Consider the following 24,135-nt stretch of genomic DNA (forward strand, 5'->3'; position numbering starts at 1 on the left):
TCCCGGCCGCCCGGGTAGCGAGTAGTGCTGATGGCTGGCATCAGCGGCGTGCATCGGTGCCCGGCTCAGGCGGCCGGCAGCGCCTTGCGCACATGCGCCGCGAACGCGGCAGTCAGCGGCGACGGCCGCTCCCGGTCGGTCGCCAGCGTCACCCCGATCACCGGCAAGGGCGGCAGGCCGCTGTCCTCGCCGAGGATCTCCAGGTCCTCGGGCACCGACGTCCGCGTGAGTACGGTCACCGCCTGTCCGGAGCGCGCCATGCCGATCAGTCCGGCCAGGCTGCTGCTCGCGTAGGCGAGGCGGAACTCCCGGCCCACGGCCTCCAGGGCCCGTCGTGCGAGCACATGGTCCAGCGCGTCCTGCGCGCCCAGCGCGAGCGGCAGCGGCGTCATGCCGGCGACGGCCGAGCCGCGCCGGGCGACCCAGACCAGCGGCTCGCGGCGGATGACGCCGTCCTCGTCCGCGTTCTCCACCGACACGAGGGCGAGGTCCACCGCATGGCGCGCCAGCAGTTCGTGCAATCGCGGCGTCGGGGCGCAGACGACTTCGAGCTGGACGCGCGGATGCAGGCTCGCGAAGCCCTGCAGCAGATGCGGCAGGAAGACGACGGCGTAGTCCTCGGGGCAACTGAAACGCAGCACGCCGGCGACGTCCACGCCCCGCAGTTCGGCGAGGGCCTCGTCGTGGTGGCGCGTCAGCTCGCGGGCGTGGGCCAGCAGCCGTTCGCCGGCGGCGGTCAGCGTGACGCCGCGCGCGGTGCGATGCAGCAGCGGTTGTCCCGCGACGTCCTCCAGCCGCTGCATCTGCATGCTCAGCGCCGACTGCGTGCGGCCGACGCGTTCGGCGGCCTTGCTGAGCGCACCGGTCTCGGCGACGGCCACCAGGCTGCGCAGCAGATCGAAGTCGAGGTGGGCGGTCACGGTCGGGGCGGGCCTTGGCGGTGGGAGGGGTAGGTGCACACGCATCCTACGCGGTGCGCCATGGCTCTCCGTCGGCACCCGCCGCCGGCACGAACGCGCACGAAGAGCCCGACGAGCCCGACAAACCGCTGCGCTCGTCTCACCCGACCAGAGACCAGTCGGTGCGGGGCGACGTGGCGACGTCCGTCGCCGACGCCTCAGTCCCGCTCAATCGAACGGGAAGTGACCATCCGCCGCGATCGCGCTCAGCGGCAGGCGCGTGTTGGGCTGCTCGCGCGCCTGCAGCGCTTCGGGCAGCACGGCCTTGTCGCCGCGGCGGCCCAGCGCCACGATGACCTGCGGCGCGTAGTCCTCGGGGATGCTCAGCGAGTCGCGGGCGCGCTGGCGGTCGAAGCCGCCGATGCTGTGCGCATGCCATCCCGACAGCGACGCCTGCAGCGCCAGGTGCGACCAGGCCGCGCCGGTGTCGAAGGCGTGGGTGGCGTTGGCCTCCAGCGTGGACTTGCCCGGCGGCAGCCAGCGCTGCTGCGACACGACCAGCACCAGCGCCGACGCGCGGTGCGCCCAGCTCTGGTTGGTGACGCTGAGGGTCTCGAACAGCGTGGCCCAGGCCGGCGTGCCGGCCAGCGCATACACGAAGCGCCACGGCTGCACGTTGTAGCCCGACGGCGCCCAGCGCGCGGCCTCGAGGAAGCGCAGCAGCGTGGCGGCGTCCAGCGGCTCGCCGGTGAAGGCGCGCGGGGACCAGCGGTTCAGGAACAGCGGATCGATCGGGTGGTCGGCCTCGCGCGCGTGGGGAAGGTCGGCGGGCACGGCGGTGGACAGGACTTGGGACATGGTGGAACTCCTGAAGGCGGAATGGCCCGGACCTTGGCATGCCGTACGCCGGTACGCCACGCAGAAAGCCGCATAAGCAACTGCGGATCGCCGCCGCATCCACCCCGGCACCCTTTAGCTTTCCTCAAGCCCCCCGGCGGAATTAATCGTTTGTCGCGGGGCAGGGCGGTCCCTAGAGTGCCTGCTCATCGACGCCTGTCTCTTCCCCTGGACTCCTCATGCCCGCATCGCTCGCCCAACGCCCCGACCGCACCGCCTCCCTCGGCTTCGGCATCCTCAGCACCGGATCCATCGCCAATCACTTCGCCGAGCAGGTGAAGGGCTCCGCGACGCTGCACGTCGCCGCCGTGGCCAGCCGGACCCAGGCCGCCGCCGCGGCCTTCGCGGAGAAACATGGCATCGCCCACGCGCACGGGTCGTATGCGGCGCTGCTCGAGGACGAATCGGTCCAGGTCGTCTACATCGGCCTGCCCAACAGCCTGCACACCGAGTGGTGCCTGCGCGCGCTGGAAGCCGGCAAGCACGTGCTGTGCGAGAAGCCGCTGACCGGCTCGCCGCAGGAGGCGCGGCTGATCCACCAGACGGCCCAGCGGCTGGGGCTGCATGTCGCGGAGGCCTATCCCTACCGGGCGCAGCCGCAGACCGTCGAGATGCTGCGCCTCCTCGAATCCGGCGAGCTGGGACGGCCGCTGTCCATCCAGGCCAGCTTCGGCTTCAAACTGGAGAACCAGGACGACATCCGGCTCGATCCGGCGCTCGCCGGCGGGGCGCTGATGGATGCCGGCGCCTATCCGCTCAGCCTGGTCCGCGCGATCGCGGGCGCCTATCCGGAGCAGGTCCAGGCCTTCAAGCGGCAGGGGCCGCGGGGCACCGACACCGCCGTCATCGCCAACCTGGCGTTCCGCGGTGGGCTGATGGCGCAGATCTCGTGCAGCTTCCACGCGGCGGCGCACCGCTACGCCGTGATCGCCTGCGAGGGTGGCGTGATCGAGACCACTTACTCCAACAGCACGCCCGGCAACCAGCCGGCGACCTTGCGCATCAAGCGCGGCAGCGGCTTCGGCGCGAGCGTCGAGACCGTCTCCCTGCCGGCGGTGGACGCCTTCCGCGTCGAGGCCGAGTCCTTCGTCGAGCAGGTCCTCACCGGCAAGCCGTGGATCGGCGTCTCCTCGCACGAGTCGGTGGACGTGGCGGCGCTGCTTGAGCATATTGCGAAGGTGGCCGTCGACGTCGACGGCAGGAGCTTCGGATGATCCTGGACCTGGTGGCGCTCCGGACGCTGCTCGCGGCGGTCGACCTCAAGGGGTTCGGCCGCGCGGCGGAGCGCGTGAACCGCTCGCCCGGCGCGGTCAGCCTGCAGATCAAGGCGCTGGAGGAGCGGCTCGACCTGAAGCTGTTCCGCAAGGTCGGCCGGCAGCAGGTGCTGACCGATGAAGGCGAGGTGCTGGTGGGCTACGCGCGCCGGCTGCTCGCCCTGAACGACGAGGCGATGGTGGCGCTGCACCAGCTCAATCCCTGCTGCGAGATCCTCTTCGGCATGCCGCAGGACGTCGCGGACAGCCTGCTGCCGACGACGCTGGCGCGTTTCCGCGAGGCGCATCCGGGCACCAAGGTGCGGGTGAACGTGGACCTGAACGACCGCGTGCTCGACGAGCTCGAGGCGGGGCAACTCGACCTCGGCCTGGTCTTCCGTCCGGCGGACGAGCGCGATCCGGCCGCGATCGCGACCTTGCCGATGCGCTGGTACGCGGCGCCCGGGTTCACACCTGACCCCGCGGCGCCGTTGCCGCTGCTGGTGTCGGACGCGCCGTGCCTGTTCCGGCAGACGGCGATGGAGGCGCTGGACACGGCGGGCCGCGCCTGGCGGCCGGCGATGTCGACGACCAGCCTCTCCGCGCTGTGGGCGGCGGCCCGGGCGGGACTGGGCGTGCTGCCGCGCGTGGCGCTTCAATCACCCGCCGGCCTCCAGGCCGCGGATGAGGCGGTGGGACTGCCGCCGTTGCCTGAACTGTCGCTCTGCCTGGTCAAGGATGCGTTCCGCGTACGGCCGACGGTAGCGCGGCTGGCGGCGATCTCGAAAGAGGTAGCGATCGAGACCTCCTTGACCTAAATCAAGGAAATCCACCCAACTTGGGCGCAGCACGCCCACGCGGCGCGACGGGCCCTCAGGGTTCCCCGGTTGGTGCCGATCCCAAAGGCATTCACAACAAGGGAGTGCCCATGTCTTCGGTTTTCAATCTCAGGATCGGCGGGCGACTGGCCGTCGCGTTCGGTCTGATGGTCCTGCTCATGCTGCTGATGGCGGGCGCGTCGAACGGCGGGCTGACGTCGGTGGACGGCCGGCTGGACCAGGTGATCGGCGACCGCTACGTGAAGGTGCGGTCGGTGGGCCGCATCTTCGACGAGCTCAACCTGCAATCCCGCAATGCGCGCAACGTGCTGCTGCTGGACACGGCGCAGGAGCGCGAGCTGGAGCTGGCCTCGATCCGCGAGTCGCGGCAGCGCGCGGCGAAGATCTATGACGAGCTGGTGCCGACGGTCCAGGACACACAGGCCAAGGCGCTGCTGGCGGCGTCGCTGAGCGTGCGCAAGGGCTACGGCGAAGCGCTGGACGCCTTCTTCGCGCAGGTGAAGACGGAGGACATGGACGGCGCGAAGGTCGTGCTGATGCAGAAGCTGCGCCCGTCGCAGCTGGCCTACGTGGAGGCGCTGACGAAGCTGGTGGATCGCCAGGAGCAGTTGATGGCGGAGTCCGGCACGCAGGCGAAGGAGGCGGTGCGGGACACGACGCTGGTGCTGTGGATCGCGGTGATCGCGGGCGTGGTGGCAGGTGTTGCCTTCGGCGTGATGGCGACGCGGTCGGTGACGCGGCCGCTGGCGGAGGTGCGTCGGTTGATGGAGTCGGTGGCGGGGGCGACCTCACGGCGGACGTGCGCGTGACGCGCAGCGATGAGCTGGGGGAGCTGCAGGAGAGCCTGGCGCGCATGGTGGGAGGCCTGCGCGGGCTGGTGCGCGAGGTGCGCAGCGGCGTGGACTCGGTGACGACGGCGTCGAGCCAGATCGCCGCGGGGAACCTGGACCTGTCGAGCCGCACCGAGGAACAGGCGAGCAGCCTGCAGCAGACGGCGAGCTCGATGGAGGAGATCACCGGGACCGTGCACCAGGCGGCGGACAGCGCGCGTCAGGCGACGGCGCTGGCGGCGGAGGCGTCGGGGACGGCGAAGCGCGGCGGGGAGGTGATCGGGCGGGTGGTCGCGACGATGGATGCGATCACGGACAGCAGCAAGCGGATCGAAGACATCATCGGGGTGATCGATGGGATCGCGTTCCAGACCAACATCCTCGCCTTGAACGCCGCTGTGGAAGCGGCGAGGGCGGGGAGCACGGGCGAGGATTCGCGGTGGTGGCGAGTGAGGTGCGCGCGTTGGCGCAGCGAAGTGCGAGTGCGGCACGGGAGATCAAGACGTTGATCGGGACGTCGGGCGTGTCGGTGGCGTCAGGTGGCCGGGAGGTCGCAGCCGCAGGTGAAACGATGCGCGAAATCGTCGAGCAGATTCGCCGTGTGAGCGAACTGGTCAACGAGATCTCCGGCGCTGCCGGAGAGCAAAGCCGCGGAATCGAGCAGATCAACCAGGCCATCACGCAGATGGATCAGGTGACGCAGCAGAACGCAGCGCTGGTCGAGGAGAGTGCTGCGGCTGCTAACAGCCTCGAAGCGCAGGCGCAGAGGTTGGCTGAATCGGTGGCAACTTTCAGAATCGTGTAAGGCGCTCGCAAAGCGCTAAGTGAAGCGCCATACGAGCGGACAACCGGCCAGATCTAATGATTCGGATGTGAGTTTTGTCGACGGCAGGAAAGCTTGGAAACATCCAATCCGCTCATGGCGGTGTGGCTGCTAAAGGATTGGGATGCTTTGATAGGAGAGGCAGCAGAGCGCAAGACGTTGCATCAGCTGGGATAGGTCAATCGACGCACCAGAAACTGGGTTGGTCAGCCACTCTTCTGTCGAGCAAGATCCAGCAGCTTCTTGATGTCGTCGATGCTTAGCTTCTCCAATAGCTGGAAGGCTGGCGGCTTCTCTGCATGTTTCCCGTCCAACGTCGCGGAGGCGTTGTAGGCGATGGCTTCGATTGCCTTCGCGATCAGTGTTTGCTGAAGTTCCTCCGTGCTTAGCTTCAGATCCTGCAACTGCTTCTTATAGCTCTCGTATGAGGATGCCAGAGATTCCTTGTGTGCATACTCCTGCTGAAGCCGTTCGTACTGGCTGCGACGTGTCGCGGAGAAGATAGCTACCCACACCAGCGGCAGGATGATCGGGATGCGCGTGAGCATCGTCCGAATCATCTCTTGCCAGTCATGAGTTTGAATCAGCTTCACCTGGAGGGGCCAAAGGATGAATGAATCGGATACCACGGCCAGACCGCCTAGGAAAAGAAGAGCCAGTGCTCCATAGAACGCGCGGGTATACCAAGTGATGGAGCTCGAGAAGCTGTCCTTCATGGTCTTGTAGGCTGAAGCCAGCCCGGCGCTGGCAGCCCCGGGGAGTAACGCCTCGACCTTCTCGAACAGCGTGTCGTGCCGCTTCTTGTGGTCGGCCTCGAAAGTTGTGAGTTGGTTGAGGCGATCATCGAGCTCGTACTTCAGACCGCTCTCTCTGCGCGACTCGTCTGGATCGGATCGTTTTCCATAGATTCGGTCATAGAAAACGCCCAGCTCTTTGCATTCGGAATCGACCGACTTCAGCAACGCATCGATCTCGGTGTGGGCGTCAAAGATCTGCTGCTTTGCGTCCGCGATTGCCGCGACTGTCGACGATGGTCCGGAAGTGAGTGTCGTGTGAAGCGACTGAATTTCGCTGTCTCGTCCCTCGATTTGAGATACCAGGCGACTCACTTTTGCCTCGATTGCCTCGTGCTCGCCAGTCCCACCGAATAGATAGGTCTCAAACCCCTTCGCCCGTCGATCGATCTCTTCCAGGGTTGCGATCCTGCTGCTGGCCTGTTCGGCGGCGGCTGCGATGCCGTCCCTGGTTTGCGACGACTGCGACTGCAATGCATGAGCGTAGCCTTGAACCTGCGAGGAGAACGCGTTCACCGCCGCTCCCATCGCCTCGATTGCCTCCTCTGGCGCCACCATGTAGGGGCGGACATAGCTTAGTAGCAGATCGGCATGGTCGTTGGCCGCCACTAGGTACTGCTCGCTCCTGCTCGTCTCGTACTGACGAAGCTGGCCCAAACAACCCTCGGTCTGCGACCAACAGAGTCCCCAAACAGATCGTGGCGTGAGCTCTAGATCGGCGCTTTCAATCATCTTTCCAACGAAAGCGATCACCTTTTTTAGACGGGCCAGTTCTTCAACTGTTGAGGTGACGGTCTGGTCGTCTACGTCAAGCCGCGCGACTAACCCTGTCAGCTCAATCCACTCCGATCGAAAAGCGCCGTTCTCGAACTCTCGAACCCATCGCGTCATCATTTCCTCCCTTGTGCTTCTTTTGGCCTTCCAAGCCCCTCGGACCTCACGCGCTTTTCATCTGGCAGACCAATCAGCTAGCCTCGATGCGCTTGCCTTAGCCGCTCTAGGTACGCCGGAAACAGCTCACTCAAGCAATGATCCAGTCAATGCAATCATCTGCAGGTCATTGGCTATACAGACTGCTTTAGGCTAGACGCGCCACCCCTCACCGGTCCATTGGTGAACTCACGTAGAAGTGGAGAGTGTCGCTGAAACGTAACCGAAATGCTCGATGGAGCGTCTATAGTTGGAACGACTAAAGGGAGACGATCTTGGCACTTCAGACCGAACTTCAGAATGCAGGAATTTCTGACGCTCTCCGAGCCAGCATTGCACTAGGCTTGCCTGTGCTGAAAGGCATCTTATTTGCGCTAAAGGCCGATAGAGCTGAGCGGTTGGGCGGCTACCCGGCCATTACGCTCTACGACTTGGCGCGTGAATATAGAGCAGGTGATCGCGACTGTGGCATCTGTTTCGAATACGCTGTGCATGACGCGCTGAGTAGCCAGCACGCTTTGATCTACCCGCTTGTCAGCACTGTCCTCGATGAGTTCTGCGGACTGCGTGCGGGGGCCCAGTCGATCCTGTTCGGTGCGGAGAAGTCGGGGAAATGGTCTCTCATAAATACTGCACAAGAGCTCATCAACGATGAGTCGCGTGTGCTTTCTGGTGGTATCGGGCAACCGCCAAAGCTGCTGCGTTTGTGGAACAAGCTCACTCGCGCTATGAACATGGAGGCAGCGCGAGCTGAGCTTCCTCCTAGCGTGAACGGCTTGTGGAAGAGCGATCTATTTCTGGGGTCGGCGACAGACCAACGTTGGGTCGGAGCGACGCTAAAGATCAATAAGGCGCAGTTCGTCGGGTCGCCAGGCCTTCGCGTGGGGCTGTATCCCGCGCTTCGGAATAGTGATCGTCCGTATAGAGATGATGCGACAAATCTTGTGATGTGCCCGCTACCCTACGACGGTGGCTTCATGGAAGCGTTCTACGGCGCGTTCTTCGCAGTAACAGCGTTCTTGAAGGCCGACGCGAAGACACCGTCGCCGATCGTGGTGCCATACGCGCATGACCAGCATTTCTGCCGACTATTGGAGCAGAGCCGCGACGTGCCCGTGCTTGAGGTAATCAGCGCCATGTACCAGATGGGGCAGCCGGGACTTGTCACCGAAGGCGAAATCGGGACCGTTGAGGAAGAGGTGTCCGCAGTCGCACCCATGCCGGCAATCATCGGCAGTCAGTGGCGTTAAACGCTGAGCGGTCAATTTTGCGGGCGAAGCGGCTACTCGGATTAAGTCTCTCCGACACAGTCATGGCGGGCTATCTGAAGATCTCAGATGAGATTGCCGATATCAAGTCGGGTGGCGTGAACGTGGCTTTGCTTTTGAAGCCTCCACCAACCAGTGGCTTGAAGGCCTGCTCGTAGGTGAAACCGAGCATCTACTCCATGTCGGGTTCCAGCGCCAATTTTCGTTTCTTACTTATGGCGAACGCTAAAAGGAAATGAATGACGCAAGACGGGAACTCCGCTCCTGCAGCGGCGAGTGCGCCGCTGTTCCGGCTCGACCTTGGAACAAACGGAGGGCTGCTGGCGCCTACGACAGTCGATGAGCTCGGTCAGTGGCTAACCAAGGAGCAGCAGTGCTGGATATGGCTCCATCAAGGTGGTCACGGCAGTCATGCGCAGCCTCTTCTTGAGGCGGTTAATTGTCTGAGCCAAGCGATCAATGATACGAATCAGGCGCGGAACTACTGGGAGGGCAACCGAGACCACTCGCTTCAGCAACTCCAAAACGCACGGTCGCAGATTAACGCTGCGCTTGTTGAACGCCGCCTCCCGTACAGCGGGTCCAAGCTGGGAAAGCGGGTAGGGCTCGCTCGTCAGGAGTACGGGGACCTTGGTGCTAGCTTCTTCTTCGCGGCGATGCTTGGTCCGGTCGATGGCGGTCATCAGTTTCAAGCGCTGACACTAGGTTCGTGGCGAGGTCTCTTGGCGGGGCTGAGCGAACGGTTCTCTTCGTCGCGAGGAAGGTCCGATGCGCGTATTGAAGCTGCAGGGCTTGCCTTCGACGCAGTCGTCCAAAAGGCAGAAACCGTCATCGGTGAGAAGACGCTGGTATACGACGCTTTGCATCGTGACTATCAGGCGCTAGCGACGAATGTCATCAGCGCGTCCACTTCGCAGGCTGAAGCCTTCAAAGGCGACCAAGAGCAGCGCTTGAGGACTTTCGAAGAGATGGCCAACGGCCATCGCGAGGCGATGCGCGAGCTCGAGGAGAAGTTCAACGAAAAGATGGCGCTGCGCGCGCCGGCGGATTACTGGCGCAAGAAGCAGGTCGGTCACCGCATCGGAGCAACCCTCACCGGCATCTTGTCGTTCGCTGGCATCGGAAGCGCAGCAGGTTGGTTGGGCGTTCAGATCCACGACCTACTAGATACGGCGCAATCGGGGAAGATGCCGGAGACTTGGCGCATCGCGTTGCTGGCCACTCTAGGGGTGTTCTCGGTTTGGGCGTTGAGGCTTCTGGTCCGCATGTTCCTCAGCCATCTCCATCTGCTCGGCGATGCCGCGGAACGAGTGGTCATGGTGCAGACCTACCTCTCCCTTATGGAAGGTGACAAGCTGAGCGACAAGGAGGACCGGCGACTCATCTTGCAGGCGCTGTTCCGACCGGCGAGTGACGGCATCGTCAAGGATGAAGGAATACCGCTCTCGCTCGCTGAGTTGCTAACCAAGACCAGCAAGTAGCTGGCAGAAGATTTGGAAATACCGCGCCTTCCGGCGGATGTGCAGACCTTGGGCGGTGGCGCTCAGGTTTTGGTACAAGATTGCGGTATGGCACGTCGCGTTTATGACTTCCCCGAACCGGTCAAACGGCAGCTCGCCATGAGAGCCGGACATCGCTGCTCAAACCCTAACTGTGAACACGGAACAGCCGCGCCGGCTGAGAACCAGAGAAGGTTTATGAACGTCGGGGTCGCTGCTCACATACACGCTGCAAGCGCTGAGGGGCCACGGTACAAGCCGGAGCAGACTTCTGAAGAGCGCCGGTCCATCGACAATGGGATTTGGTTATGCACCACCTGCGGGAAGCAGGTGGATAGCGACGAGAGCCAGCACACAGCCGACATGTTGCAAAGTTGGAAGCAGCAGGCGGAGGCCGCGGCGACTATGCGCCTTCACCAGAAACCGTTAAGCAAGCTGGACGTCCAACAACAAATCGCGGCGACCCTCTACGGCAGCCCTTCGAGGCAAGGTCTGCAAGCCTTTGCGAACACGCGGGAGGCAGCAACTTCTCACCTGAACTCGCTGGACTCGCGCATGAGGACCAAGGTGTCCTTTGTCGGCGACGCTCCGCAGGTGGAACTCTGGGCCATCGAGGATGGTGTGCAGATGAATATGACTTTCCATGGGGCGGACATCGACCCCATGCGAGCGGCAGTTGAAAACATCGTCAAGCACGGGCGAGGCGGTACGGTCGAGTTGAGCCACATGAAGGTGAGTGGGTCCCCGTTGTTCGAGTACCTTCACGAGGACGGGCCGGTGAAGCTTGAGATGTGGGCAGCCGATACCCCGGCTATGGTCCGCTGCCTCATGGCTGATGAATCAGGTGCCACGAGGAGATGCATCGCAACGCTTGAGGGCGTCGCAGTCTCTGGGACCGAGTCCCTAACGGCGAGCGTTAGCGCTTTCGATGGGGTGATGAAGCTTGAGGTGTGCGTGCCATTCCTCCGTGCCGGAGCTCGAAAGAGCGCAGACATGCAGTTGACTCTGGATGCCGCGCCTTGGGACGGAAAAGATGTACGCCTGAATGCTCACTTGACGACGCTGTCGGACCTTCTGGAAGGTTGGAACAAAGGACGAAAGCTTGAACTCGAAGTCTTCATCGACGAAGAGCGAATCGCTACCTTTGACGGCACGAAGCTGACGAGCGATGGTTTCATCAAGCAGCACGCGACCCGCATGGTCTACGCAAGGAATGCTCGAACCTTGGCGGAGCATTTCGACCGTCGCATCGCCTTCATGGACGACTACGTTCCTTCATGGGAAGAGTTCGCCGCTGTTTCACGGGCGGCGGCAACGGTTACCGATACCCTGATTCCAACGGGCGACCCCTTTTCCGAGGACCTCTACGTTGCGGTGGGGGATGAGTTCCTCGCCGAGCGTGAGAAACACATGCAGCAGGCCAATGTCGCGTTTCAACTTGTCGTAGGTGCACGAGGCGATGTAACTGTGTTTGGGCAGACCGTGCATGTGCCACCTGTGCTCGCCCACTTTTCGGGCCGCATTGTGGATGTAGTTGACATAAATGGTGACGGGATCCAGTACGCAGTCATCCGTCGAAATCCGGGGACTACCACGACCTACGCCGTTGCTCCATAGGTGGGTCGCAGCAGGACCTTGGTAGTTGCCTCCGCCTGCAGTTCCGATCGACGTGCGACAGAAGCCGACGCGCAGAACGCGATGTTGGCCGGACTGGCCGAGTGCTTCGACAAGCCGTACCGAGAGGCTTACGGAAGGTGCCGATCTAGCGATTGATACCAGCGTCACCTCGACTCAGTGTTGCTCCTGCACACCGGGCTGTGCGCTCTACGGCGTTCCGCGCCCTCTGTTCGGGTGTCGTCGGGGAGCCGACCTCATCGTCGTGCGTCCTCCGGAATCGTGCGCCAAGGTGTTGGCTGATGATCGGGCAAGGTCCATCCGGTGCGGCGCAGGCCAATGCTCGGCGGGACCACCCCATCCCACCTTCTGAGCAGCCGCCCGCGATGTCCCCCGACGATCAGCAACGAGAAAAACAAGGCCTTGACCCTCGCAGCCGCAGCGCGCTGCTGGCGGTCCTGTTGGGCGTCATGCTCTCCACGCTGGACACGGCCATTGCCAACGTCGCGCTGCCGACCATCGCCGCCGACCTGCAATCGCATGCCGCCGCCGCCATCTGGGTCATCAATGCCTACCAGCTCGCGGTCGTCGCCACGATGCTGCCCTTCGCCGCGCTCGGCGATGGCATCGGCCCGCGGCGAGTCTTTCTCGGCGGGCTGGTGCTGTTCACCGTCGCGTCGGGGCTGTGCATGGCCGCGACAAGCGTCGAGCTGCTCGCCGCCGCGCGAGCCGTCCAGGGCATCGGCGCGGGCGCGATGATGAGCGTGAACATCGCGCTGATCCGCCAGATCTACCCACCGACCCGGCTGGGCCGCGGCGTGGGCATCAATGCGCTGGTGGGAAGCATCGGCTTCGTGATCGGGCCGACGGTGGCCTCGGTGTTGCTGTCCGCGGCCAGTTGGCCCTGGCTGTTCGGCATCAACGTCCCCCTGGGCCTGCTGGCGATCGCCTGTGCCTGGCCGACATTGCCGAGCAGCCCACCCCGCCCGCACGGCTTCGACGTGGGCACCGCCGTCCTGACGGCCACCAGCTTCGCGGCGCTGATCTTTGCACTGGGCTCCATGGCGCAGTTGTCCGCCTGGACGCAGGTGCTGCCCGCTGTCGTGCTGACCTTCGCCGCCGGCGCGCTCCTGCTGCATCGCCAGCGCGGCCACGCCACGCCCATGCTGCCGGTGGACCTGTTGCGCAGACCCATGTTCGCGCTGTCGGCGGTGACCGCGGTCTGCGCCTTCGCCACCCAGGGCCTGGCCTTTGTCTCGCTGCCGTTCTATTTCGAGCAAGTCCTGCACCGCGACGCCGCCAACGCGGGTTACCTCATGACGTCGTGGCCGGTGGTCGTCGCGATCACCGCGCCGCTGGCCGGCCGGATGTCGGACCGGCATGCGCCGGGGCTGCTGGGCGGCATCGGCCTGGCCGTGCTGGCGGTCGGCATGTGCGGGTTGGCGCTGCAGTCCCACGATCCCTCGCTGCCGATGCTGGTGCTCTGGATGGCGCTGTGCGGCGCCGGCTTCGGCTTCTTCCAGGCACCCAACCTGACGGCGCTGATGTCCAGCGCGCCGGCGCATCGCAGCGGCGGCGCCAGCGGCGTCATCGGGGTGGTGCGGCTGCTCGGACAGGCCAGCGGCGCCGCGCTCGTCGCCTTGTGCTTCCATCTGGCCGGCCTGCGTGACGGCCCGACCGTCGCCCTGGCGCTGGGCGGTGTGACCGCTGGGCTGGCTGCAGTGGCGAGTTTCGCGCGGCTGCGGGTTCGGGCTTGAGAGGTCGGGAGACCTACGCCCAGCAAGTCCTGACCCTCAAGGGGGATGCCATCCCCCTCACTCCCTCTATGGGAGGAATGGCCGGAAGTCTTTGATATAGATCAGAGAACGAAGGCCAGATCGGACGCAGCATGGACCCCGGTGATTCAACCCACCAACGACCCCGGCGCCGGCCACGAGGCTGACGTCCGGGCCTTTGATCATTCGGTCATGGGGCGAGATGGGCCTATCCGCGAGGACGGCCTCACGCCGTCGTCGTGAGTTGAACATCTCGCCCACCTCTCCGGTCGATCCGAAGGCATGTCGCCTTCAACGCCGTAGCCGGTGGCTTCCAACGTTGACCGGGGTAGTACGACATGGCAAGTTTCCAACAAGCACGCATCGACGAGTCCGACAAGCCGCTGCGCTCGCGGCATCCGCTCGCGGGCTGCGATCAGCAGACGCTGATCCACCTGCAGCACGACTGGGGCATGACCGAGCCGCTGATCTTCGGACCGCGTCTCGGCTCCGATGCGATCTGCCTGCGCGCGGATCTGACGACGGGCTCGGCGCTGGCCAATCTGCGCGCACTGCTGGTGAGCGGCGCGTCGATGCTGTCCATGCTCGCCGACAACTGCGCGGAAGGCGATCCGGCCAAGCACGTGGCCACCGCGGTGAAGGAGTCGCTGCGCGAAGGGCTGGGGATGCTCGGCGTGGTGGAGCGCGCGGTGGATGAGGATCGGAGGAAGGTTTCGGCTTGAGCGCGAGAGCCGAGGCGCGAGGTGAGGGCGCATGCGGATCACCTTGCGCTGCACATCGATGTCGAGGCCAGCAGTCGACGCGTGACCACTGCGCAGACGGCCGTCACGCGGGCCTGATGGGCAACTGACAGGTCAGTTCGAAATGGTCGTTGCCATGCGCAAATGGTCGGCCAACCCACGCTTCGAAGGTCGGATGGTCGTCGGGGACATAGCCGCTGTGGGGGAGCCACGTCTTGTAGAGCCAGTCCAGCGCGCGGACCTCGAGGTGGATGTCGCCGCACATGTCGAGTTCGGCGATCCGCATGGCTGGAAACCTGAAGCTCCCGATGTCGTCTTCAGGCACATCGTCGTCGACCACGAGGGCGACGTCGTAGCGGCAGTCCGCCAAGGCGACGATCTCCGGCTCGTCCCACATGTAGCCCAGCCATTGCCCATCCGCCAGGCCGCGCTGCTCCGCCCAGGCGATCAGGCGCTCGGATGCCTTCTGAACCGCACCCGCTTGGTAGGGGTCGAAGACCCGCAGGTAGGCGACAGAACGCGCGGGCAGGTCGCGCAGGCGCACCTCGAACCGATCCGGATTGGCGCCGGCGTCCATTACGTTGAACTGGGGCGGTTCGTACTGCTCGCCCAGCAGGCGGTCGAAGTCTGCCCGCCTCATGTCGCGGAAAGCGTCGAGATCGAAGCGCCGCGGAGCCTGTCCGAAGTGCTGCCTGAAGCTGCGCGAGAAGTCGGACGAGGAAGAGAACCCGCAATGCAGTGCCACGTCCGTCAAGGACATCCGCGGTGCATGGGACATCAGGTACAGCGAACGCTCCAGCCGCAAGCGCTTGACGAACTGGTTGGGCGTCTCGCCCACGAGCGCCTTGAACACGCGGTGGAAGTGAAAAGTGGAGAAGCCGGACGTCTCGGACAAGGCCCGCAGCGACAGCGGCTGCGCAAGGTCTCGCACGATCAAGTTGATCGCGAGGTTCAGGCGGGCCAGGTAGTCGGCGGAGGCGGATCGCAAGATTTGGCAAGCAGGTCGTGCGGACTTCCGGCATGGTACCGGCTGGTCTTCGTCGTGGACGCCTCATGAAACTCACCCACTGCCTCATCGCGCTGCTCGTGGCGAGCTACGTGTCCTCCCCCTCTGCCCAGGAGCGCAAATCCATGGATCTCGGCGCCTTCTCGGTCAGCCTTGCCGTCAAGGACATCAAGGCATCGCTGGCCTTCTACGAGAAGCTCGGCTTCAAACCCGTCGGCGGCAAGCTCGAGCAGAACTGGATTGTTCTTCAGAACGGCAGCACCAAGATCGGGCTGTTCCAGGGCATGTTCCCGAAAAACCTCCTGACCTTCAACCCGGGCTGGTCCCAGGACCGCGTGCCGCTGGAGCACTTCCAGGACGTGCGCGAATTGCAACGCGCCCTGAAGGCTCGGGGGCTCACGATGACTGTCGAGGCGGACGAATCAACGCGAGGCCCCGCGCATTTCGTGGTCACGGACCCGGATGGCAACGAGTTGCTGATCGATCAGCACGTGCCGATGCCAAGTCGGTGATTCGAGGCGATGGGGAGTCGGCCCGCCAATCGAGGCGGTGGCCTCGCGGACGGCGGGGCGTGAACCACCGCATGTACCGCAGCGCAGGCGGACGCGCGTGCTTGAAGACCTCACAGCCGCATCTGGCTGAAGCCCTCTGGCGTCTTCAATCGCTCGGACCGTTGAGCAGTGCGACGACCCGTCTCCGTTCGGCATCCAGCCCCTGTTCCTCCAGGACTTCGGCGAGCACCTGCAGGTAGACACGCTCCTCTACCAGGCGCTCCCAGCCCGGCGGGATTGCGAATGCAAGGCCATAGACAAGCAGCGATCCCGGCGGGATGTGGATGCCGCGGACGTGGATGTCGTACTCATCCAGGTCGCCCGGATACGTGATTCCGGATCCACTGTTGCTGTTGCCATAGCCATGGCGCCGTTCAGCGAAGTCCGCGAGCTGCGCAAGCCGGCCCCATTCCAGGATGGCGTCCCTGCATGCAGCCGCTGGCTCTGGGGCCTCCAGCATCGGGGCTTCGGTCATGAGCGCTGTTCCGATCGCTTCAGGTCGAGTGCGTTCAGTCGCTCAGGTTCGACTGTCTGCGCTACGGCATGGATACCAGAGACGGTCACTGGGAAGGTCCACGCGACCACGAGCGCGCTACTCCCAACGACCGAACACGTGCGCTCCCGTCGCGGCCAACGGCGCTCTCGTCGCGAATTCGATGGGAAAGACATCGCGCTGGCCTAACCCCAGACGCTTCAAGGCGAGGCGCTTCTCGGATGCGGAGTCGCTGCCATGGAACAGCACCCGGCCTTCAGTCGTCAGCAGCGCGAGTCCGTCGATCGAGAACCCTTCGACGGTGTCGCCAAACAGAACAGCCGGATAGATGGCACCCGAGGCCAGTCGTGCAGCCGCAGCCATGCAGAGCGTATAGCTCTTCGGCGGGATTGAATCGGCAAGGACCGGCTTGACCCAGGTCTCGTCTTCGTCCCCGTCTTCCTCGTCCTGCCCGCCATCATCAGAGACGAACTCCCAGATCGGATAGGTTTCGAGATCGACAGCAGTGAGCTGTTCGACGGGCTTGCGGGTCGTTGCAGACGGTGTCATTGGTCGTTCGGAGCCTCAGGAGAGGGGGCGCCTCGCGGTGCGCTGAAGTGCTCGACCCCGCGGCGCTCGCAGTGGGTGAATCGTGGCAGAAGGATGCGAATTACCAGGGTACTTCAACCGGCCGGACCAGGCGAACCTTGTCTGTACCGGTCCCGGACAGCAGCGTTCCGCTGGTGTCAGCCAGATGCCATGCCCCACTCACGCACGCCAGCGACCAATAGGGATCGCGTGGATCGACTTCTTCAAGGAAGGGATACGTGTGACACAAGGCGCTCACGCCGAAGCGTTCCCACAAATGCCTTGCCAGCACGAGATCTTCATAGGGCGCGATCCCGCAGGAATCTGCGCACGTGACCGAGACAAAGCAGGGCCAATCCGGATCTGGAGTCGGGTGGATTCGAGCCCACACCGCGCCGAGCTCGTCCGGGAACTCGGTTTGAACGTCGACTTGCAGGCCGGCTGGGATCAGCTCGGTGAATGCGGCTGCAATCTGCGCTGGGCTCAAGGTCGCGGAGAGTGTGATCTCGAAGTCCGTGTACGCCAAGGAGAACTCGATGAATGGCCGGGCTCGCATGGTACGTCCGCTTCCACAGCGGACAACTCACGCCACCTGGCGGAGACAGGCGTGCGCGTTCCACCTCGGTGTCCACGTCGGGAGGACGCGGGCTGCGCGGAATCTCCTGGGGGACGCGTTCAGCCTGGATGGCGATGTCGTCTGGCGACGGGTGCGTCCGAAGGCAGCGAGAATCGGGAGTCGCATGGACACTGTCGCCCGTCAGGGCGCCTCACTTGGATCGGTCAGCGCATGAGCTGGAAACTTTCTCTTCGTCTCGGCGCATCGATGCTCGTCGTCGCCATCACTGCGGTCGGGGCCGCGACCCCGGCACCTGCTCCCGCTCCCGAATCCACCCTCCAGGAGCAGATCAATCGCGCTCAGCGTCTGCTGATGCCGATGCCTTCCTGGAATCGCGACCCCAGCCTGGTTCAGCAGATGCGAGGCCGGAGCGGCAGCGACTACGTCGTGGCACTTCTCAGCGGGAATCGTGGAGGGACCGAGTCCTTGCAGATCCTGGCGCTCCTGGAGCGACAGGTGTTCGGGGACTATGAGCTCAAGAGCTTCCTGCCCTTCGCGGGCCGATCGGATGACATGCTGATCCACAAAGTGCTGCCGGACGTTCGATACACGGGGACGGAGATGCGGTTCATCGTGGAGGGAAGGGATGACCGGCCGGAAAGTAGGACCCGTGGACAGACCATCCGCCGCACTTTCCGCATCGACGAGAACGGCGCACTTGCCGTCGTCGAGAGTGACGTCAACAGCCGTTGACGCTCACTGGGACAACCAGATCGACTCCACTTGTCCCTTGTTGCCCACCTGAAAACTGACCCGGTTGGAGCCAGCGCGGTACACCATGTACGGGCGGGTGATGAATTCCTCGTTCGTGGGCTCGCCGAGCGTGGCGAGCACCGCAGCGCGGCTGTCGCCGATCTTCACGCCTTGGATGGCCTGCGCATAGGGTTGGAACAGCTTCACCCGTTCCAGCTTGTCGTCGTTATCGAAGAAGACCTGCACGCCGCGATCCGCCAGGGTGATCGAAGAACTCCGCTTGTTGGGCATCAGGCTTTTCTCTGGCTGGGTCTCCACGGTCGTGCCGAGCGTCGAGCGCACGCTGGCCACCGTATCGCCCTTGTTCACCGGTACGCCGGGGATGTCGATGCGCACCGCGGGCCGGGCGGTCGTCTTCATGCCCAGCGTCTGCAGTGCCGTCATCAGGGCCCGCGACAGCGGAACCACTCCCTCTCCTTCGCCAAAGCTGGTCGCCGTCCGCCAGACCTGGCGTTTGGTGGGCATCTCGTACAGGGTGAACTGCACCTTCGCGATGGGCGGCATCCCCCGCTCTGGGTCACCTCCGTGGGGATCACGGTGACGACGTGGCTGCGGCAGCTGGAGGGGCGGTATCCCCTGGAACTCGAGGAGACGGTGCCCGCAGATCCGGCCTCCGCCATCTGATACCTCAACTCGCCGACAAGGTAGTTCATCATCGAGTCGACTTTCGATGACATGTCGAAGCTCTTGAGTTCCGCATTGGGCGGAGTGATCAGCCCGAAGAGCTTCTGGACCTCGAATCCTGGACGGGTCACCACCAGGATGTCCACGCAGGTCAGAGGAGGGCGGGCCGCTTGTTCGGCCGCGAGGCTTGGCGGGACTTCAAGCCGCGGTGAGTTTGCGCAGGCGGTCAGGACAAGAGCGAGCGCGAGGAGGGCGAGACGTGATCGAGCGAGCATGGGCGGTAGGAAAAGTGCAACCGGCCAGTGTGTCAAAGCTGGCGTGGTCCGGACGGCGTTTCCATCGCGAACGTCAATAACATCACGGACCTTTCGCCGTGCGGCCCGAGCGCAACATCCGGGTGATCGAGGCGCTTCCGGGGCCCGCACCTTCGCGATGCGGCACTGCCGCCCAGTACAGGGTGGAACTGGTGCAGCGCATTGCCGCGACGCTGCCGGCGATCAAGGCCATCAACGCGCCGCAGTACGCCGCCATGGCGGATGAGATGCGAGTGGCGAAGTCGGCGCGGCTCCCTGGGCGACGTCTCTCTTGTGAAGCGAGGCCCGGCCTCAGCGCGGCTCGAAGAACACGAACAGGCTGTCGATGCAGTCGTCCGAGGTGTTCGGCTCCTGCTCGGGTCGGGTGGGAGCAGAGCCATGCGGCAGGAAAAGGATCCGGACGTCGTAGTCGGGATAGCGATGCAGGAGGCGGGTGTGATACGGCGGGCCGATGTCGGCGCGCGGCCATTCATCGCCCATCTCCTTCATCACCATCGACGGCCTGATGCAATGCGGCTGCGTGTGGATCCGGTCCGACGGGGCGTCATCCCACCATGGCACGTTGCGGTGCTCCGGATAGGGATCGGTGAGGGAGGCCCTCAGGGTGACACGCTTCCGGCCGGTCTCCGTGGTCCAGGTTCTGCGCCAGAGACGGATCCAGGACGCATCGAGTTGCGCCAGGCCGTGGAAGTTAGATTCATCGGCCGTCGGTGCGGCGCCGGCCAACAGGCGGGCGCCGAATCGCTTCTCCAGTGATGCCGGTTCAGCGGGCATCGGGCCCACCAGGCCCGCCAGACGGTGCGCGAGCTGCTGCGCGCTCTCGGTCCGGGCCGGGTGATCGCCCGGCAATTGCGCCGGCAAGGGCGGATGCTGTTGGCCGCTCCAGTGCCGGAACGGCTTGCACGCGGTGTCCAGGTCTTGCGCGCCGGTCCGTCCTGGCAGGATCACGCCGGAGCGGATCGGCTCCGGCCTGCCGATGGGGTCCGCGGGCAGCTCGCGCATCCCGAGCAATCCCTCGACGCCGACGAGCGGGAAGGGCGGTTCTTTCAGGGCCAGGTAGTTCCGCGAAGCCATCTGCAAGCGGACGCGGTTGGGACCTTCCGACAGGAAGGGCTTGAGCGGAAGGCCTTTCACGGCGCCCAGGAGCGGCAGGGATTCCAGCACGATCACCTCGGCGGTGACCATGCGGCAGCTGTCGCCCGACAACGCGCCGTCGCAGGCGGTATCCGGCGCGTCGACGGCGACACGCGTCACCTTCACGCGCGCGACCGAGGGCTGCTGGCAGAGCCAGCGCAGATCGGATGTGGACAGGAACCCGGTCTGGCCCGCGGCGCATGCGGCAAGCGGCAGCAGGCTGGCCAAGGCAAAGGAGACGCCGAGCCGGACGAGGCCGGACGCCGGACGCTGGATGGCAGGGGTGCGTCGCATGTCAGGACCCCGACGATGGCAAGTAGTAGACATGCACCGCTTCCAGACACCCTGACTGCGGGGCGAAACCGTCCCCCGGCGTGCTGGCGATGTACGGCGGACTGAACTCGAAATGGACGTCGTATTGAGGAAAGTGGCGAAGGAAGCGGCCGCGATACGGCAGGCTGATCCTGGAGAAACGCCACCCGTCGCCGACCTGATCCACGATCATCGAGGAGGTCACGCAACCGCGCATCGGGCCGTCCGTGGGATCGCGTTCCCACCAGGGGGCCCGTCGCGACGTCTCTTGGGGCCCCGAGAAAGCGATGTTGAGGATGACCGCCGGAGGTCCCGGTCGATCGGTGTACAGGTCGTGCGTGATTCGCAGCCATTGCCCGGAAAGCCTGGCCAGCGTGCGCGTCTGGGCGAAGTCGGGCCGTGAGGCGCCTGTCGCCACCATGCGGGCGCCGAAGCTTTGTTCGATGGCGGCGATGTCCGGTGGCGTCGGTCCGATCAACGCGGCGATGCGCTTGCTCAGTGCGTTCGGGCCTTCGCTGCGGGCAGGGAAGTCTCCGGGCAATTGTTCAGGCATGGCGGCGCTGCGCAGGCCGCTCCAATGGCGGAATGGCTTGCACAGCGCGTCGAGGTCGCCGCCGGTGGCCGGCGAGTCGGCCAGGAAGGTGCCCAAGGACCACTTGGCCGGATCGGCGGCGCCCCAGGCCGGCGCGGTGGGGAGCGTGACCAGGCCGGTCGCGCCCACGAGGCCGACGGGCGGCGTGACCGGCGGGGCCGGATCCCGCGTCGCTAGCCGGAAACTGAACCGGCGCGCTGTCCGTCCGTAGACCTCGGGCTCGGTGAGGCTCAGGCCCTGGCGACCACCGAGCGAGGGCAGCGTGTCGAGCACGACCGCCTGCGCCACGACGACGCGGCAGGCCTGGGCTTGCGTGTCACCCGCGCCCTGGGCACAGGGCGCATCCGGGGCCTGCAGCCCGATGCTGGTCAACCGCACGCGGGCGATGAGGGGTTGCTCGCAAGCCCAGCGGACGTCGGCGGCCGATGTCCCGGTCGCCGGATCGGCGGCAGACAGGGCCGCCGGCATCACTGCCAGCGTTGAGAGGAATGCGGTCAGGAGACGGCCGAGGCGGATCAAGGAACGGTTCATGCGCGAGATGAAAGGTTCGCACGATTGTGGCAGTGCTCTGAAACGTCCTCCGCTGTCCGATGTTGCGTGATGCCGGACAGTCAGAGCGCCTGACCCAATTGCTTCTCACAGGCGCGCAGGATGCTGCCATGCGCTTGAAGCAAGCGCTTTCTGCTACGGGGCGACCGGCCATGGGGTGATGGCGACGACTCTCGGACGGTCCGAGAGCAAGATCCGGGGAGAGTGGGGCGGTCAGCAGGGGACCTATCGATAGGCGCCTGTGAATTCGACTCGAACGTCGTCTCCACAGACATGGGCGAGATACATGCTCCCTCCGACGAAGAGACCGTTATGCAGCTGTCCCGTGCGCACCGCGAAGTCGGCCGCCAACTTCATGGGCTCGTCGTTCTCGTCGAAGAACGGGTAGGTCTCCTGTGTCCAAACATGCAGTACCACCTCTCCCGAGGCCGACTCCACGAGGTCGCAGAGTCGATGCTCCAGCGGTGTGGCTGGCCGGAACGGCAGCGGATTCACGTTAGGTATTCGCATGATGATTGCTCCGCGAAGTGGAAGACTGGATCGAGAAATCTTCTGACGCGGTCATTCCACGAAACGTCCAGCCCGAAGCTCAACGCGCCTGACGCCGCCGCCACACCTTGCGGCCAATCCACAACACCAGCCCGATGACGATGCTCCAAGGCAGCAGGTAGGCCACGCCCGTGATGGCCGACGAGATGCCATTCGACAGGCTCCCGCCGAAGTCCGACAGGGCCAGCGAGATCGGTTTCCAGAACGACTTGCCGTGCTCGGATTGGATGTTGATGGTGAGGATCTCCGTCTCCACCCGGCGCATCAGATCGGCCTGCTTGCCGTTCACGAACTCCAGCTCGCTCTGCACCTGCGCCAGCTCGTGGGTGACCTTGATCAACGCCTCGGCGTCATTGCCGGGGCGCTTGCGCAGCGCCTCCAATTCAGCGCGATAGCTGGTCAGCATGGCCAGCTTCTTCTCGCCCTCGACGATCGGCCCGGCCAGATCCTGCGCGTAGGTGGACTGGCTGGTGATCTCCCCTTGCTTGCTCATCGACGCGATCAGCTTCTGGATGCCGTTCGGCTTCGCGCGGACACGCAGGGTCGCGGACCCCTGCCTGCCGGCATTGATGCGCGAGGTCAGGACTTCGCAGAGGTCCACGGATGCCTCGCGGCACGCGGCCAGCGCCGCCTGGTGTGTTGCCGCGACCTTGTCCTCGGGCGTATCGATCTCGATGGTGTGCTCGTACGCCAGCGTGCGTCGCGTCGCCTCAGCCGCTTTCTCTTGCGACCCGGACCTCTGGTCCTTCGCCTCGACGAAAGCCGGCGCGGATTCGCTCTTCGGCGAGCATCCGGTGACGACGAGGATCAGAAACGCAATCAGCAGACGATTCATCAGGACTCCGACGGTGGGAGGCAGGGGCACGAGGCCCCGGAGTTTGCCTCACCGTCAGCGCGCCCCGTGTTGTCTCAGCAACGCGATCATCTGATCGTCCTGGTTGTAGCGTGCGCGAGCCATCGCGGAGGAACCATCCTTGGCGATGACCTTCACGTCGGCGCGATGCTCGATCAGCAGCTCGGCCATCTCCACCTTGCCGATGCCGGCCACCCACCACAGCGGGGTCGCTCCATCCGCGTCGCGCGGATCGACCGGCACGCCCTGGTCGAGCAGCACGCGAGCGACGTCCCGTTCCCCCGAATAGGTCGCGCGATGCAGCACCGTGGCATTTCGGACCTCGGGATCGACGGCCTGCCCATCGGCACCCGCGGCGAGCAGGTAGGTCGCCGTCGGTCCGCGCGCCGACGACGGCGCGCCTCGCTCGATCGGGCCGCCCGCCAGGGCCCACAGCGCCTCCGTGGCGATCTGTCCCTGCGTCCCGCTCAGGCGGGGCGCCAGGATCTGCAGCATCGCGAGCTGTCCGGCGCCGGCGGCGGACACATACGCGCGCTTGACGACCTCCGGGGCAGGGCCCGCATCGAGCAGCAGCCGCATCAGCGGCTCATCCCCGAGGGTCGCCGCCCGGGCCAGTGCCGGTCCTTGCCTCGGCCCCCACCGGGACTGGTCCGCCTTCGCCGCCAGCAGCCGCTTCACGACGGCGACGCGCTGGGCGCCGGTCGCCGCGTCCAGCGCGGTCAAGCCCTGACCCGACAACTCGTCCACGGGCATCGCGGCCTGGAGATACAGCTGCACGGCGGGCTCGTCACCGCGCGCGGCCGCGGCGACGAAGGCGTCCTGCGTGAACGGCTGCTCGAGCCTGGTCAGCTGCTGGCGGGGATCCTCCTTGTGTTCGGTCTGGAACAGCCCCACCAGCTTCTTCGCCGAATCGGTGAAGCCGGCCAGCCCGGTGACGATCGCCGCGAACACCAGCAGCACCGCGACCCAGCGCGGCTGCTTCAGCCGCGCGAGGTAGCGCTCGTGGAGGGGCGTCGTAGGCGCGGTATCGGGCATCGCAGATCCGTGTGAGAGGTCGACGA

Annotated in this window: 23 protein-coding genes and 1 pseudogene; 11 read left to right on the plus strand and 13 right to left on the minus strand. The window is 65.0% G+C overall.

The genetic code is table 11. The features are described 5' to 3' along the window. Positions 1-65 precede the first annotated feature (65 nt). Together ACQ86G_RS19180 and ACQ86G_RS19185 are read right to left on the minus strand one after the other, a co-directional pair. The gene (locus ACQ86G_RS19180) at positions 66-965 is read right to left on the minus strand and encodes a LysR family transcriptional regulator (protein ID WP_431256812.1); all 900 of its coding nucleotides are present in this window, start codon (positions 963-965) and stop codon (positions 66-68) included. 162 nt (positions 966-1,127) lie between these two features. Then, a complete protein-coding gene (locus ACQ86G_RS19185) occupies positions 1,128-1,757 on the minus strand; it encodes a nitroreductase family protein (protein ID WP_431256813.1) in 630 nt (209 codons plus the stop codon). Between the two features lie 218 nt (positions 1,758-1,975). Here ACQ86G_RS19185 and ACQ86G_RS19190 point away from each other — a divergent pair, with 218 nt between their 5' ends. The 4 genes and pseudogenes from ACQ86G_RS19190 to ACQ86G_RS19205 all read left to right on the plus strand — a co-directional run bounded on the left by ACQ86G_RS19190 (position 1,976) and on the right by ACQ86G_RS19205 (position 5,523). After that, complete coding sequence (locus ACQ86G_RS19190) at positions 1,976-3,010, plus strand: Gfo/Idh/MocA family protein (protein ID WP_431256814.1); 1,035 nt, start codon at positions 1,976-1,978, stop codon at positions 3,008-3,010. Next, complete coding sequence (locus ACQ86G_RS19195) at positions 3,007-3,867, plus strand: LysR substrate-binding domain-containing protein (protein ID WP_431256815.1); 861 nt, start codon at positions 3,007-3,009, stop codon at positions 3,865-3,867. Before ACQ86G_RS19190 ends, ACQ86G_RS19195 begins: the two co-directional genes overlap by 4 nt. A gap of 110 nt (positions 3,868-3,977) precedes the next feature. After that, on the plus strand, positions 3,978-4,697 hold the full coding sequence (locus ACQ86G_RS19200; RefSeq protein ID WP_431256816.1) for an MCP four helix bundle domain-containing protein: 720 nt from the start codon (positions 3,978-3,980) through the stop codon (positions 4,695-4,697). Further along, a pseudogene (locus tag ACQ86G_RS19205) lies at positions 4,694-5,523 on the plus strand (methyl-accepting chemotaxis protein). The gene ACQ86G_RS19200 and the pseudogene ACQ86G_RS19205 overlap by 4 nt, the downstream one beginning before the upstream one ends. Before the next feature lie 224 nt (positions 5,524-5,747). Here the strand turns inward: ACQ86G_RS19205 and ACQ86G_RS19210 are convergent. Continuing rightward, positions 5,748-7,226 (minus strand): hypothetical protein, encoded by a 1,479-nt coding sequence (locus tag ACQ86G_RS19210; protein WP_431256817.1) that lies wholly within the window; start codon positions 7,224-7,226, stop codon positions 5,748-5,750. 314 nt (positions 7,227-7,540) lie between these two features. Here ACQ86G_RS19210 and ACQ86G_RS19215 point away from each other — a divergent pair, with 314 nt between their 5' ends. The 5 genes from ACQ86G_RS19215 to ACQ86G_RS19235 all read left to right on the plus strand — a co-directional run bounded on the left by ACQ86G_RS19215 (position 7,541) and on the right by ACQ86G_RS19235 (position 14,143). Next, complete coding sequence (locus ACQ86G_RS19215) at positions 7,541-8,515, plus strand: hypothetical protein (protein ID WP_431256818.1); 975 nt, start codon at positions 7,541-7,543, stop codon at positions 8,513-8,515. A gap of 257 nt (positions 8,516-8,772) precedes the next feature. Next, a complete protein-coding gene (locus ACQ86G_RS19220; RefSeq protein WP_431256819.1) occupies positions 8,773-10,014 on the plus strand; it encodes a DUF6161 domain-containing protein in 1,242 nt (413 codons plus the stop codon). A gap of 216 nt (positions 10,015-10,230) precedes the next feature. Then, entirely contained in the window at positions 10,231-11,649 is a 1,419-nt protein-coding gene (locus ACQ86G_RS19225) for a hypothetical protein (RefSeq protein ID WP_431256820.1), read from the plus strand. 383 nt (positions 11,650-12,032) lie between these two features. Then, on the plus strand, positions 12,033-13,403 hold the full coding sequence (locus ACQ86G_RS19230; RefSeq protein WP_431256821.1) for an MFS transporter: 1,371 nt from the start codon (positions 12,033-12,035) through the stop codon (positions 13,401-13,403). Between the two features lie 356 nt (positions 13,404-13,759). Beyond that, the gene (locus ACQ86G_RS19235; protein ID WP_431256822.1) at positions 13,760-14,143 is read left to right on the plus strand and encodes a hypothetical protein; all 384 of its coding nucleotides are present in this window, start codon (positions 13,760-13,762) and stop codon (positions 14,141-14,143) included. 103 nt (positions 14,144-14,246) lie between these two features. Here ACQ86G_RS19235 and ACQ86G_RS19240 read toward each other — a convergent pair whose 3' ends face one another. Then, entirely contained in the window at positions 14,247-15,092 is an 846-nt protein-coding gene (locus ACQ86G_RS19240; protein ID WP_431261446.1) for an AraC family transcriptional regulator, read from the minus strand. Positions 15,093-15,214: 122 nt separating this feature from the next. Here ACQ86G_RS19240 and ACQ86G_RS19245 point away from each other — a divergent pair, with 122 nt between their 5' ends. Beyond that, positions 15,215-15,679: a VOC family protein gene (locus ACQ86G_RS19245; protein ID WP_431256823.1), complete on the plus strand. Its 465-nt coding sequence runs from the start codon at positions 15,215-15,217 to the stop codon at positions 15,677-15,679. Positions 15,680-15,824: 145 nt separating this feature from the next. Here the strand turns inward: ACQ86G_RS19245 and ACQ86G_RS19250 are convergent, their stop codons facing one another. From ACQ86G_RS19250 to ACQ86G_RS19260, 3 genes are all read right to left on the minus strand, one after another. Then, positions 15,825-16,193: a hypothetical protein gene (locus ACQ86G_RS19250; protein WP_431256824.1), complete on the minus strand. Its 369-nt coding sequence runs from the start codon at positions 16,191-16,193 to the stop codon at positions 15,825-15,827. A 117-nt stretch (positions 16,194-16,310) separates the two neighbouring features. Beyond that, entirely contained in the window at positions 16,311-16,760 is a 450-nt protein-coding gene (locus tag ACQ86G_RS19255; protein WP_431256825.1) for a hypothetical protein, read from the minus strand. 100 nt (positions 16,761-16,860) lie between these two features. Then, complete coding sequence (locus ACQ86G_RS19260; RefSeq protein WP_431256826.1) at positions 16,861-17,304, minus strand: hypothetical protein; 444 nt, start codon at positions 17,302-17,304, stop codon at positions 16,861-16,863. A gap of 261 nt (positions 17,305-17,565) precedes the next feature. On the opposite strand from ACQ86G_RS19260, the gene ACQ86G_RS19265 reads away from it, so the two are divergent. Continuing rightward, positions 17,566-18,087, plus strand: a complete 522-nt coding sequence (locus ACQ86G_RS19265) for a hypothetical protein (protein ID WP_431256827.1) — start codon at positions 17,566-17,568, stop codon at positions 18,085-18,087. Between the two features lie 3 nt (positions 18,088-18,090). Here ACQ86G_RS19265 and ACQ86G_RS19270 read toward each other — a convergent pair whose 3' ends face one another. From ACQ86G_RS19270 to ACQ86G_RS19295, 6 genes are all read right to left on the minus strand, one after another. Then, positions 18,091-18,651 (minus strand): hypothetical protein, encoded by a 561-nt coding sequence (locus tag ACQ86G_RS19270; RefSeq protein ID WP_431256828.1) that lies wholly within the window; start codon positions 18,649-18,651, stop codon positions 18,091-18,093. A 725-nt stretch (positions 18,652-19,376) separates the two neighbouring features. Continuing rightward, positions 19,377-20,513: a hypothetical protein gene (locus tag ACQ86G_RS19275; protein WP_431256829.1), complete on the minus strand. Its 1,137-nt coding sequence runs from the start codon at positions 20,511-20,513 to the stop codon at positions 19,377-19,379. A gap of 1 nt (position 20,514) precedes the next feature. Beyond that, positions 20,515-21,654: a hypothetical protein gene (locus ACQ86G_RS19280; protein ID WP_431256830.1), complete on the minus strand. Its 1,140-nt coding sequence runs from the start codon at positions 21,652-21,654 to the stop codon at positions 20,515-20,517. A 243-nt stretch (positions 21,655-21,897) separates the two neighbouring features. Next, positions 21,898-22,167, minus strand: coding sequence for a hypothetical protein (locus ACQ86G_RS19285; RefSeq protein WP_431256831.1), 270 nt, complete (start codon positions 22,165-22,167; stop codon positions 21,898-21,900). 94 nt (positions 22,168-22,261) lie between these two features. Continuing rightward, complete coding sequence (locus ACQ86G_RS19290) at positions 22,262-23,056, minus strand: DUF4349 domain-containing protein (RefSeq protein WP_431256832.1); 795 nt, start codon at positions 23,054-23,056, stop codon at positions 22,262-22,264. A 54-nt stretch (positions 23,057-23,110) separates the two neighbouring features. Next, a complete protein-coding gene (locus ACQ86G_RS19295) occupies positions 23,111-24,109 on the minus strand; it encodes an ankyrin repeat domain-containing protein (RefSeq protein WP_431256833.1) in 999 nt (332 codons plus the stop codon). Positions 24,110-24,135: the final 26 nt, after the last annotated feature.

The organism is Roseateles chitinivorans (genome assembly GCF_050632145.1).
Taxonomy (GTDB): domain Bacteria; phylum Pseudomonadota; class Gammaproteobacteria; order Burkholderiales; family Burkholderiaceae_C; genus Roseateles; species Roseateles chitinivorans_B.